At 65.4% G+C, this 13,030-nt stretch carries 8 protein-coding genes; 5 read left to right on the top strand and 3 right to left on the bottom strand.

Translation table 11 applies throughout. From position 1 onward, the window contains the following. Positions 1–12: 12 nt before the first annotated feature. The 4 genes from ACLJEU_RS06355 (at position 13) to ACLJEU_RS06370 (ending at position 9,010) form a co-directional block, all read left to right on the top strand. Entirely contained in the window at positions 13–2,898 is a 2,886-nt protein-coding gene (locus tag ACLJEU_RS06355; protein WP_414663654.1) for a hypothetical protein, read from the top strand. Positions 2,899–3,036: 138 nt separating this feature from the next. Continuing rightward, positions 3,037–6,264, top strand: coding sequence for a TonB-dependent receptor plug domain-containing protein (locus tag ACLJEU_RS06360; RefSeq protein WP_414663655.1), 3,228 nt, complete (start codon positions 3,037–3,039; stop codon positions 6,262–6,264). 347 nt (positions 6,265–6,611) lie between these two features. Next, positions 6,612–7,355: a DUF899 domain-containing protein gene (locus ACLJEU_RS06365; protein WP_414663656.1), complete on the top strand. Its 744-nt coding sequence runs from the start codon at positions 6,612–6,614 to the stop codon at positions 7,353–7,355. 317 nt (positions 7,356–7,672) lie between these two features. Beyond that, positions 7,673–9,010 carry a Gfo/Idh/MocA family protein gene (locus tag ACLJEU_RS06370; RefSeq protein WP_414663657.1) on the top strand — a complete coding sequence of 446 codons (1,338 nt, stop codon included), beginning with the start codon at positions 7,673–7,675 and terminating at the stop codon, positions 9,008–9,010. On the opposite strand, the gene ACLJEU_RS06375 is transcribed toward ACLJEU_RS06370, so the two are convergent. Next, positions 8,980–9,531 (bottom strand): SET domain-containing protein-lysine N-methyltransferase, encoded by a 552-nt coding sequence (locus tag ACLJEU_RS06375; protein WP_414663658.1) that lies wholly within the window; start codon positions 9,529–9,531, stop codon positions 8,980–8,982. The genes ACLJEU_RS06370 and ACLJEU_RS06375 overlap by 31 nt on opposite strands. Positions 9,532–9,567: 36 nt before the next feature. Then, on the bottom strand, positions 9,568–10,392 hold the full coding sequence (locus ACLJEU_RS06380; RefSeq protein WP_414663659.1) for an aldo/keto reductase: 825 nt from the start codon (positions 10,390–10,392) through the stop codon (positions 9,568–9,570). Positions 10,393–10,558: 166 nt separating this feature from the next. Here ACLJEU_RS06380 and ACLJEU_RS06385 point away from each other — a divergent pair, with 166 nt between their 5' ends. Next, entirely contained in the window at positions 10,559–11,311 is a 753-nt protein-coding gene (locus tag ACLJEU_RS06385; RefSeq protein ID WP_414663660.1) for a phosphatase PAP2 family protein, read from the top strand. A gap of 102 nt (positions 11,312–11,413) precedes the next feature. Here the strand turns inward: ACLJEU_RS06385 and ACLJEU_RS06390 are convergent, their stop codons facing one another. Beyond that, positions 11,414–12,838 (bottom strand): DUF1501 domain-containing protein, encoded by a 1,425-nt coding sequence (locus ACLJEU_RS06390; RefSeq protein ID WP_414663661.1) that lies wholly within the window; start codon positions 12,836–12,838, stop codon positions 11,414–11,416. Between the last annotated feature and the right edge of the window lie 192 nt (positions 12,839–13,030).

The raw sequence follows: 13,030 nt of genomic DNA on the forward strand, positions 1-13,030 counted from the left end.
CTTCGTCCTGCCATGAACCTTCGTGCTGCCTCCTCGCCTCTCTCTGTCCGCTGGATTCCCCGCTGCATCGTCCTGCTCACGGTGCGCGCGTTGCTGACTGCGACGGTTGTGGCGGTTTACGGCCAGCAGCCGCTCGTGCCGTTGCCGGTGCTGCCGCCCGGGGCGGAGATGACGTTCAAGCCGCTCGCCGAAGGAACGCCGGACTCGTTCGATTTCGAGGAGGCGCGGCTGCAGGCGGAGGCGAACGGCCAGAAGCTCCTCGCCGATCTGCGCACCATCGGGCCGATTTCGAATCTGCCGGCACCGGGGTCGGCGGAGTTTCGGCAGCTGCGGGCCGACGCTCTCGCGATCGTGGAACGCCGGTTTCAGGAGAGCAGGGCCGCGCTGGAGCCCGACGCCGCCGCTGCCTACCAGACGGGCGTCACGTGGTCGCCGGACTTCAGCGCGGCCGAGCGGACCGTGACGCCGGCGGATCGTGAGCGCGCGCGCCGGGCGTCGTATTCCGTCGCCTACGCCGTCACGCACCTCGCCCGCCCGCGCTTCCTGGTCGCGTACGCCGCCGCCGTGTTTGCGCTGGATCCCGGGAGTGCGCTCGGCGCCGGCAACGCCGCCGCGGCGATTGTGACGAGCGGGGAGCGACTGTATCCCGATCGCGGAGACGCTGCCCGGCTCCAGCCGTTTCGCACCGACGCCGCCGTCGTGTACCGCTATGCGCTCGCCGCGAGCGTGGAGGCGGGAAAGTGGACGCCCCGCAGTCTCGGCGTGCTGATCGCGCTCGGCAATCTGCACGTTGATCGGCAGGCCCCGGAACAGGCGCGACCGTTGCTGTTGGCGGCGATGCAGCTGGCGCCGAACTCGTGGGACGCCGCGGTGGCGCTGGCGGGTTGCTACGAACTGCAGGGGAAAAAGGATCTCGCCCGGGCCGTCGTTCGCAACGCGCGCCTGTCGCCGTCCTCGATCCATGCCACCATGGCCAAGGGTTCGAAGCATCTGGCGGAGACCATGGAGGCCTCGGGACTCTCGCCCGAGTCGCCGGAAGCCGAGATCGACGCCGTGCTGAAGAAACTCGATCAGCAGGAGTTCCTCACGGCGGCGGACTTCGTCGCGCAAATGGATCAAAGCGAACGCAACCGCATGCGCGCGTTCGTCAACAACCTGCCCGCCAAGGGCAGTTACCGCGCCCCCGAGATCGACGGGCTTACGCCGTTCTCGACCGTGAAGGCGATCAATCAACCGGCCGGGATCCAGGCCCTCGGCGATTTCGCGGAGAAAGTCGGCGCCTACAGCCTCGTGCTCATGGGCCGCATGATGCAGCAGCAGGAGGAGTTTCTCGCGCGACTGGGCCTGACCGTGCAGCTCAACGTCGACATGAACGACGTGTTCGCGCACCCGGAGAAGTATCGCCACCACGAGGTCAAGGGCACGGTGAAAGGCGTGGAGCAGCTGAAGAGTCGCGTTGCGCAAATGAAGCTGCAGGCGCAACAGGCCCAGCGGGAGCTTGCGACCGGAAAAGTGGATACGCTGCTGAAGATGGGCGCCGCCTCCGATCCGATGCTCGCGGTTTTCCAGCTCAAGCCGTGGCGGTACGCCAACCCGATGGACGTGATGATCCAGCAGTATAACGCCTCCATGCTCGGCAAGAAGCTGCACGCCTATAACGCGTATTTTTTCAGCGTGAACGCTCGCGCGCGCGAGTCGCTGACCGAGATTGCCGAACTGCACGCGCAGAAAGTCGCCGGCATCCGCGAGCAGGAGGAAGCCGTGATGAAGACCTTCCAGGAGCAGCGTGCGGCCGCCGCCCGCTCCGGCCAGAACGTGTACTCCGCGGAGTGGCGTCTCCGCGAACACAACATCCACGTCACGTTTCTCCCGCAGTACAATGACGCGGTCGACTTTGCCTGGAAACAGGCCACGCAGGTGGCGGCGACGACCTACGAGCGGAAGATCGCCCCGCGCGCCGAGCGTTTCTACTACGATGTGTTCCGGCACATCGCGCTGATCTCCGATCCGGCGGTGCGGGCGCGGAAGCAGCGCGATTTCGCGCAAATGCTTCACTACGGCGTGTACCAGGGGCTCGTGAACGTGTTGTCCGCCTTTGGATCATATGAGTACCGGGAGGATTGGGACTGCCACTGCGACGTCGGTTCGCTGCGCGCACAGGCGGAGCAGGAGCAGCAGGCCCTCGATGTGATCGCGGAGGCGCGCCGGGCCCGCGAAAACGAAGCCAAGCTGCGCTTCAAGGCCGGCGTGCTCCCCGAGTCGTCGCCGCTGTTTGAGCGGATCGATGCGTACGGGACCGACTTGAACATCCCGGGCATTCCGCTCCTGAGCGGCCGGATTTCCTGCGCCCGCACGACCGTGACGCTCGGCGCCGATTTTCCCGGCACGTATGCACCGAAGGTGAATTTCACGTTCACGGAAAATGCCTTCACCGGCGCGACCACGCGCAGCGGTGGCATTGGCCTCGGCGCGAAGGTGAAGGACGGACCGGTGACCGCAAGCGCCACGCTCGCCGTCAACGGATCCATCGCGATCGACGGCAAGGGAGTAGTCACCGACTATTCCGTCACGGGCACGAGTGAGCTCAAACTCGAGCTCGGGCCCGCGAATGTCCACGCCGGCGCGGAGATTGGCTACACCCCGGGTGGCGGCCTGACCAGTGACGTGAGTGCGGGCGCGCAGGTGAGCCTTTCCGAGCCCAATGGATATTCGGGCGAACTGAGCTTCGAGGCGTCGGCCCGGCGCGGCAGCACGTTCACCGCGAAGGCGGAGTACAATTACAATCCGTTTAGCGATAAGTATGACCAGATGATCAACGAACTCGCCGAGGATGTGTCCGATTTGTCGATCGACACCAGCATCAAGAAGGAGATTTGGTCCGGCAGTTATTCATTCTGAAAAGTGGGTGAGGGTTGCGAGGTTGCTGCGCTTGGTTGCGGCGCTTTTTGAGCGTGAAGCAGCGGAGGGAAACTCACATCCTTCCGGATCGGCCATTCCGGCCGCTGCTTGCCCAACGCTTCAACCCTCGGCTTCCCCGTGACCTTTCTCTCGTTCCGTTTCGCACCGCGGACCTTTCGTGTCGTCGCCGCCCTGATGTTTCCCGGACTTACGCCGGCCGGGCTCGTGGCCCAAACCGTCGCTGCTCCAGCAACGAACGCGGTGGCGCAGGACGAGGCGCTGGTGCTGAGTCCGTTCGTGATTTCCACCGGACGCGATGCCGGCTTTGTGGCCGCGTCGTCGCTTGCGGGCGGTCGGCTCGCCGGTGACCTGAAGGACACGCCGGTGGCGTATTCGGTGCAGACGCGCGAGTTCATCGACGCGCTTGGCCTCGACAGCGTCACCGAAGCGAGCAAGTGGACGGTCAATGTCGCGGACGTGCGCGACAACGGCGCGACGGAGATCTTTGGCGCGGCCACGCAGATTTCCTTCCGCGGCGGCTCCAGTGCGGCGACGCAGCGCGACTTCTTTCCCTTCGCGGTGAACTACGACAGCTACAACCTCGAGCGCATTGACTACGCGCGCGGGCCCAACGCCGTCCTCTTTGGCAACGGCGACTTCAGCGGCACGATCAACGCCGTCTCCCGCACCGCCCGCACCGACAAGAGTTTCAACGAAGTGCGGCTGTCGTACGGCTCGTGGGCCAACCAGCGCTTCACGCTCGACTCGAATATCGCGCTGAACCGGCGCGTGGCGCTGCGCCTCGATCTCCTCTATGCCGATCGCGGTGGCTGGCGTAAATTCGACATGGAGCGCAAGCGCGGCGCGACCCTGGCTGCCACCGTCAATGTCACGTCCACGACGCAGCTCCGCCTGCAGGGCGAGGTCGCCGACGTGCGGCGCAATAATCCGTTCATGACGTTCACGGATCGCTTTACCGGCTGGGACGGCGTCACGGTGCTCGACGCCCGGGTGCCGACGACCGGCCTGCCGTCCGACGCCACCGCGAAGGGTTACAGCCAGTGGGGCAACGCCACGACGCCGTTCTTCGTCTACGCTCCCGCCTTCAACGGCACGCTCGATCTCTCGCGCACCGGTCAGACGCTCGGTGGCAACGCCAACGCGTCCGTCCCCGTCGGCGGCCAGCTGGCGGTCGGGCCCAGCGCGAACATCGCGGGCAACCCGTTCAACGAGGCCCTGAATCTCCCGGGCACGCGTTTCGACCGCGCGATCGCCGGCTCGCGCTTCCGGTATCCAGGCCGTGAATTCGCGGTGTCATCGAACAATCCCTCGTTCGTCCAGCCCGCGCGCGCGTTCTCCGTTTTCCTCAACCAGCGGATCGGCGAGCACCTCTTCGCGAGCCTCGATCACAACTATTCGCGGGAGCGACGCACGACCGAGTACATCAACAGCCGCGGCCTGCCCCAGGTGTACATCGACATCAACCGCAACCTGCCCGACGGCTCGGCCAACCCCGAGTTCCTGCAGCCGTACAGCCAGGGCTACCGGCTGCGCATCCGCGTGGGCGCGCAAACCGAGAGCACCCGCGCCGCGCTCGCCTACGTGCTCAAGAACACGCGGCTGGGCGACTTCAGCGTCAACACAGCGTGGCAGCACAGCAACAGCAACTCGGTCAGTGATCCGACGGTCTTCACCGCGAAGCGCAGCACCGATCCGCGCACCTGGGTGACGCCGGCCTACACCGACGTCGTTTACTATCGTTACTACTGGGACAAGCCGGACCTGCCGACGCCGGAAGTGCCGTCGGTGAATTACAATGGCACCACGTATCAGACGGGCTGGGTGAAGGACATCGGCGGCACGACCGTCGTCCCGGCGATCAACTACACCAAACTCGACACGTTTCAGGCGGCATTGAAGGGCACGTTGTTCAAGGGTCGCATCCACCTGCTGGGCGCCGCCCGTAACGACCAGTATGTCGCCTACAGCCGGTTCTCGCGCGTGCCCGGCGAGTATCCGGCCGACTGGGACGGACTGACGTACTATTACCGTCCAGATGCACCGGCTGATTACGGCACGCTCAGCTACACGCCCAAGACGGCCGCAGGCGTTCCCACGGGCAGTGCGGTGCCGGCCTCGTCCCGCCCGCGCACGGGCCTCGTGGCCCAGCCCCAGTATGCGAACGATCGTTTCCAGGACGATTACGCGCCGCCGGAGGTGAACGTGAAGAAGACCACCTTCACCGTCGGGGGACTGGCTTACGTGATGCGCGAGCTCGGCCTGTTCTATAATTACTCGACGACGTTCAATCCCAGTGCCGCGCGCCAGAACATCTATGGTTCTTACTACGGCCCGCAGGTGGCCGCGGAGTGGAGCGCGGGCCTGCGGCAGACGCTGGCGAACGGCAAACTCTCGGCGACGCTCGGTTATTATCGCGGCCGGCAGACGGGCCAGGTCTTCGACTTCAGTTCCACGGCCCAGGCCAACCTCAATACCTTCGCGACCGCGAGTCCGACTCCCGCCACGGGTCCTGCGCCCGCCGCGGGGCTCGGCAATCTCCGCGGGCTCACGCCGGTGCCGCGTTTCTTCGATACGCGCGACTCGAACAATGAAGGCTATGAGTTCGAAGTCGTGGCCAATCCCACCCGCGCCCTTCGGCTCACGGTGAACGGCGCGCGCCCGCGTACGTATCAGAGCAACGTCGCGGCTGACTTCGCCGGATTCTACGCGCGGAACGAGCCGGTGCTGCGCCAGATCGCGGCGGACACGAGCGTGCAGATCGATTCCCGCACTCAGATCGCGGCCGTCAACCTGGCTGTGCCCACGACGATTCGCTCCCCCGACGCCAACGGCGTCGCCAGTGCGTGGAACAGCCTGCAGACCATTCGCGCCAATGTTGTCGGCGGCTCGCAGTTGGTGACGCGGCTGCCGTTGCTGACGGGAAACATCTTCGCGGACTATTCCTTCCGTGAGGGCCGGCTCAAGGGTTTCAAGGTCGGCGCCGGCGCCAATTATCGTGGCCGCCAGGCGATCAGTTATCGCGGCGGCGACACGGTCGTGGATCCGGCGTCACCGACCAATGCGATCGACGATCCCAGCGTCGGCGCGCTCGATCCCGTTTACATGCACGGTTACACGACCGGCACGCTGGTGTTCGGCAAAAACTTCAAGCTGACCGCCGGCTACACGCTCCAGCTGGACTTCAAGATCGACAACGTCCTCGACTACAGCGCGCCCCTCTACGTCGGCACGGTGCAACGTCCCGTCGGCGGCAATCTCAGTTCGCCGGCGCGCGTGGCGACGCCGTCGAATCTCTATTTCCTCACGCCCCGTAACTACACCCTGAGCGCCAGCGTGCGTTTCTAGGCCTCGGCCACTTGGCGAACGGGAAGGCGCCGTCCGCGCCCGGGTCGTCGCGAGCAAGGTGACGGACTAAACTTAGTCCTTGCTTAATTAAGCCGCTACTTAAACGTAGCGGCATGCAGAGTCTCCTGCCCGCTGCCGACTGGCCCCGCGGATCCGTCGTTGCGCTGATCCCGCGCGTCCGCTCCGCCTCGAGTGCTGGCCGCGTGGCTGCGAGCGCGAGCGAGTGGCGGTCAGCTCCTGCCTGCGTGCGGTCGGTTGGCCTTCGCTTATCCCCGGCGCCGGCCCGTTAATTGTGTCCCTCGTCCTGAATCCGTTTGGCCAATCGTCGTACATAAATCCCACCTCCCATGAAAAAAGAACACCGTGCCCAACCAGCCATCGTCTCCCGTGAACACTGGCTCACTGCCCGCCGCGAACTGCTGCTCGAGGAAAAAAACCACACCCAGGCGCGCGATCGCCTCGCTGCACGACGCCGCGCGCTGCCGTGGGTGAAAGTAAACGAGACTTATCTCTTCGAGTCGCCGGGCGGCCGGGTTTCGCTTGTGGAGTTATTCGACGGTCGCAGTCAGCTCGTCGTCTATCACTTCATGTTCGGTCCGGGCTGGGAGGAGGGCTGCAAGAGCTGCTCCTTTGTGTCGGATCATCTCGCGCCGGCCGTGGTGCACCTGCGGGCGCGGGACGTGGCGTTTGCCGCGGTTTCGCGCGCGCCGCTCGCTGAACTGGCGCCGTTCAAGGCGCGGATGGGCTGGACGTTTTCCTGGGTGTCATCCCACGGCAGCGAATTCAATCACGACTACCAGGTCTCGTTCACCCCGGCCGAACTGGCGCAGGGCAAAGTGCGTTACAATTACGACCTGATGGATTTTCCGCTGGAGGAGGCGCCGGGGTTGAGCGTCTTTGCCCGCGATGCGGCCGGTGACGTGTATCACTCGTATTCAACCTATGGACGCGGGCTCGAGCCGTTGATCGGAACGTACGCGTTGCTCGATTTGGTGCCGCAGGGGCGCAACGAGGACCCGGAGCAGACGATGAGCTGGGTGCGTTATCATGACCGCTATGAACCGTCCGCCGAAGCTGTCGCAGCGCGCTGATCCTGTCCCCCGTTGGGCGCGCTGGTGGTGGCCGGCGGTGATGCTCGCGTTCACGCCCAAGTGCGGGCTTTGCCTGCTCGCCTACGGTGGTCTGGGCGCAACGCTCGGAGTGGGCGGTGCGGAGATGTGCGGCGCGTCGTCGAGTTCGGACGGCGCAGCCGCCTGGGCCTCCGTGCTGGCGTGGGGCGGCGTGGCGGGCGGATTTGGCGCGCTATGCTGGCTCGCGTACCATGGTCGCGTCGCGCTGAGGCCGGGCCACTTTCCGCCGGCGCGGCATTGCGCTGCAGCGCGGCGTGCGTTCACACTGCCGGCACCCCATGAACCGCCGTACGTTTCTCCACTCCACCGCGGCCGCGGGATCACTCGCGGCGTTTTCGATCCCGTCCTTTGGCGCCGAAAAATCGGGCCGGAAGTATCGTACGGCGATCGTCGGTTGCGGCTGGTGGGGCGGCAATATTCTCGGCGAGGCGATGGCGAGCGGTCAGTGCGAGGTGGTGGGCCTGTGCGATGTCGATGACCGGCAGATCGCCGCGACGGCGGAGAAGGTGGGCAACGTCACCCGCGACACGCCGCGGCGCTACCGCGACTACCGCGAGCTGCTGGCGAAGGAAAAGCTGGAGATCGTGATCGTGGCCACGCCCGATCACTGGCACGCGTTGCCGACGATTGCGGCGGTGAACGCGGGCGCGCATGTTTACGTGGAGAAACCGATCGCGCACACCATCGGCGAGGGGCAGGCGATGTTGCGCGCGGCGCGGCGCGCCGGCCGAGTGATCCAAGTTGGCACGCATCGCCGCACCTCACCGCATTCGATTTCGGCGCGGGAATTCATCCGCTCCGGCAAGGTCGGCCAGATCGGCATGATGCGCTGCTTCGTCAATTCCGGAGGCAGCGGCCCGGAGCAGCCGCTGGCCACGCAGCCGGTTCCCGCCGGGTTGGATTGGGATGCCTGGTGCGGACCCGCGCCATTGCGGCCGTTCAACGGCACGACGAACAACCGTGGCATTCACCCGCGCGGTTTTCGTCAGTATCTCGACTACGCGAACGGCACGCTCGGCGACTGGGGCATTCACTGGTTCGATCAGATCCTCTGGATCACGGGCGAGAAGTGGCCGAAGCGGGTGTTTTCCACCGGCGGCCGCCCGATCAAGGGACCACCGGTGTTGACGCCGAATGAACAGACCACCGACGCCCCCGACCACCAGTTGGTGAACTTCGAGTTCGAGAAATTTTCCGTCGCCTGGGAGTCGCGCGCGTTTGCCGGCAACCCGGTGGACAAGGGCGAGGGCGTTGGTTGCTACTTCTACGGCACCAAGGGCGTGTTCCGCCTGGGCTGGCGCGGCGGCTGGACGTTTCATCCGGCGGACGACAAATTGCCGGTGCTGCACGAGGACGCGAAGCTCAACAAGCCGGACGATCAGAACATCCGCGAGCTCTGGGCGGACTTTCTCGACGCGATTAAAACGGGACGCCGGCCGATCGCCGACATCGAGGAGGGCCATCGTTCGACGAACTGTTCGCTGCTGGGCATGATCAGTCTGAAGCTTGGCCGCAGTGTCGAATGGGACGGCGCCAAAGAAGTGATCGTGGGCGATCCCGAGGCAAACCAGCTGTTGCGCCGCGCCTATCGCAAGGGGTGGGAGTATCCGACGTGATGTGACGCCGGGGAGGATGAATTCCGGGCGAGGCGAGCACTCCGCGGGACGGATTGCCGCGCAGACTTCGGTCGGAACGGGAGCGGTTCATCGACGTAGGTCCGGTAGTCGGCGGTGAGTTCCTCGCCTCTGCGTATCCGACGCAGCGTACGAAAGCGTCCGTCGTCACCGGCGACGACGTTGGGGCGGGGGGAGTGGTTGATGTACCACCCGACGGACAGCCGGTTCAGGTTGGGTGGAACCCCCAGCAGGTTGCCCGACACCATGCCGAAGTCCTCGTACAGCGCGCGAATGGCCTTGGGGAGCCGTCGCACCGCGGCCCGCGACACCCACGCGACCTGCGGGCTCTCGCCCTGGAACACGAGAGCCCGGGCGGGAATTGCGCGGATCGCCCGCACGCCCACGCCATGAATGCGTGACGGACCGATCCGGGCGTACACTCCCTCATGCGGCGCGGGGCGAACGGGGTCAGGCTGTTTCGCGTTGCGAAGTCCGCGGCGAACGGGGTCAGGCTGTTGCATGTTGCAAGGGGACGGAGCGAAGGGATCGGGGCGCGCTTAAAACGCGACATGCAGCGGATCGGCGCCGATACGGGCGTGGCGGTCAAGCGCGTCGATCTGGGCCATCTCGGCATCCGTCAGGGCGAAGTCGAAGATCGCGGCGTTCTCGAGGATGCGTTCCCGGTGCACTGACTTCGGAATCGTGACGATCTCGCTTTGGACCTCCCAGCGCAGGACGATTTGGGCGGCGGTCCGGGCGTGGGCGCGGGCGATCGCGACGAGCAGCGGATCGTTCAACAAGTCCCGCCCCTTCATCAACGGACTCCAGGCTTCGACTTGGATTTTTTTGGCGCGGCAGTAATCGACGAGAGCACGGCTCTGGAGATACGGATGCAGCTCGATCTGGTTGACGGCTGGCACGATCTCCGCGTTGGGCAGCAGGTCGTCGAGATGGGGACGCAGGTGATTGCTGACGCCGATGGATTTGACGCGGCCGGAGCGTTGGAGGGCTTCCATCGCGCGCCAGGTTGACGTGATTTTCCCGGGTATTGCCCAGTGCACCAGGTAGAGATCGACATAGTCGAGGCGGAGTCGTTTCAGGCTCTCCTCGAATGCCGGAGCCACGGTGTCACGCCGGATGTCGTCGTTCCACACCTTCGTGGTGATGAAGAGCTGATCGCGCGGCACGCCGCACGCGCGGATCGCGTTGCCGACGCCGCGCTCGTTGCCATAGATCTTCGCCGTGTCGATGCTGCGGTAACCGGCGTCGATGGCCATGCGCACGACGCGTTCGGCTTCGTTGTCACTGTTGACCTGCCATACGCCGAGTCCGAGGAGGGGCATGGGTAGTCCGTTGTTTAGGGTGATCGTGGTCGGGGGCATTGGGTGGGAGTAAACGGGGCCGAGGACCGTGGGCGAGCTTCGCCGCATGTGACCCATTTGGACGACCCGGCGGTTGCGCCTGCGGGGCGTGCCCCGGTGAGGACACCAGGTCAATTCAATCTCGGCTCGACCGGGCCTAATCGATGCGCTGAGGCTGGGCCTCGTTATGATCCTCAATCAGCGCTCGTGGTTCGCACTTTCTGCCGCTCTCGGCCTGCTCGCTTGCTGCCCCGCGTGGGCGGCTGACCCGACGGCGACGGGCGTCAGCATGGCACCGACGAAGGCGGCGTTCGTCACGCATTTCGTCAAACCGACGGCGGTGGATTGCGCCCAAGTGCTGCCCGCGCCGCCGGCGCCCGGCACGCTGGCCGGCCGCGCGGATCTCGAGGCGGTGCTGCAGGCGCAGGCATGGCGCACACCGGAGCAGATCGCGTGGGCGAAGCGGGTGGACAAGAATGACGCATTCCTTTTCGGCGATATAATCGGCGCCTGGTTTACGCGCGAGAATTTGCCGAAGACGACGGTGCTCATGCGGGCGGTGGACGAGGATCGGCACGAGGTGACGGAGGTGGCGAAGAAACTGTTTGCGCGGGCTCGTCCGTGGGTGGTGGATCCGCGGGTAACGCCTTGCGTGGGCAAGCCGTCAAACGATTCCTACCCCAGCGGACACACCGCCTCGCTCTTCGCCCGCGCGGGCGTGCTCGCGGAGATTTTTCCAGAGAAGCGGACGGCGCTGTTTGATTTCGCCCATCGCGCCGCTTGGGGGCGGGTGCATGGCGGCGTGCACTTTCCGAGCGATCTGGTCGGAGGCTGGATGATTGCGGAGGCCTTCATTGTGGAGCTGCGCAAGAACCCGGACTTCCTGGCGGAAGTCACCGCGTGCCGCGCCGAAGTCGCTCCGTTTGTGAAACGGGAGTGACGGAGCAGGCGGCCGGGGTGGCGCCGCTGCGGGTCACTTTTTCCCCGCGGCAATGTCGGGTCTGAACGAAGGCCGGCCTGCAACGTGCAACAGCCTGACCCCTTACGCGGTGATCTTCGTGTATGCGCGGCCTTCGTTCTGATCGATGCGCTCGGGGCGGCCCTGGTGCGGATAGATGACCTTGGTGTGGTCCATACCGAGGAGGTGCAGGATGGTGGCGTGGAGATCGTGGACGTGCAGCTTGTCCTGCACGGCGTACAGACCGAGGTCGTCGGTGGCGCCGATGCTCTGTCCGCCGCGCACGCCACCACCGGCCATCCACATCGTGAAGCCGGTCGGGTTGTGATCGCGGCCGCCCTTCTGTTCGCTCATTGGCGTGCGGCCGAATTCGCCGCCCCAGATCACGAGCGTCTCGTCGAGCAGGCCGCGCGCCTTGAGATCGGTGAGTAGCCCCGCGATCGGTTTGTCAACGGACCGGCAGAGCCGGGTGTGATTCGTCTCCAGCTCGGTGTGGCTGTCCCACGCACTGCCGGCGCCGCTGTACAATTGCACGAAGCGCACGCCGTTCTCGACCAGCCGGCGAGCGAGCAGGCAGTTGCGGCCGAAGACCGACGTCTCCTTCTGATCGAGGCCGTACAGTTCCTTCGTCGCCGCGGTTTCCTGCCGCAGGTCAACGACGCCCGGAGCCGTGGCCTGCATCTGGTACGCGAGTTCGTAGCTGCGGATGCGGGCCTCGAGCTCAGTGTTGTCCGCCCGCGTCGCGGCGTGCCGCGTGTTGAGCTCGCCGAGGAGATCGAGTTTCGCCCGCTGCCGCGCGGCCGTGACGCCCTTGGGTGTATCCAAATTGCGGATGGGCACGCCGTCGGGACTGAACTCCACGCCCTGATGCACCGCGGGCATGAAGCCCGTGCCCCAGTTGCGCGGGCCGTTGATGACCTCCTTCTCACTGTCCTTGATCACGACGAAGCCGGGCAGGTTCTGATTTTCCGTGCCGATGCCGTACGACACCCACGCCCCGAGCGAAGGCCGGCCGCCGAAGACGGATCCCGTGTTCATCTGGCAAACGCCCCCGGCGTGATTGATGCCGTCTGACACGCACGACTTGATCACCGCGAGGTCGTCCGCGTGCGTTGCCACGTGCGGAAACCAATCCGAAACCCAGAGCCCGCTCTGCCCATGCTGTTTCCACGCGCGCTTCGAGCCGAGAATGGGATTGCCCTGCTCGCCCATCGCCAGAATCGGCTCCTTGAAACTCGGCGGCAGTTTCTGGCCCGAGAGCTCGTTGAGCAGCGGCTTGTAGTCGAAGGTGTCGAGATGACTCGGCCCGCCTTCCATGAAAAGGAAGATGACGTTCTTTGCCTTGCCTGCCTTGCGGGGCAGCTGCTTCGCCGCCGGGGCGAGCGCGCCGGTCGTACCGAACACCGGCTGCTGCAACAGCGCGGCCAGCGCCACCGCGCCGAAGCCGCACCCGGCGGAGCGGAGGAAGTGACGGCGCGACGTGGGAAGATCAAAATTGTGACAGGGCATGGGGGGAACGGGGAACGGGGGGCGGACTGGGCTGCGCTCGGGTGATGTACGATCAGGGAGTTGAGAGGTGAGAGTTTAGAGTTGAGGGAGGGACTTCTCGTTGGCCGACGTGGTTTTGTGCCGTTCTTGGCTTCTGGTTCGTAGTTCGAACTCTCAACTCTCACCTCTAAACCCTCAACAGTTCGCTCCGGC

Origin of the sequence: Terrisphaera buseokensis (assembly GCF_047521145.2) — a bacterium.
Classification (GTDB): Bacteria; Verrucomicrobiota; Verrucomicrobiia; order Opitutales; family Opitutaceae; genus ER46.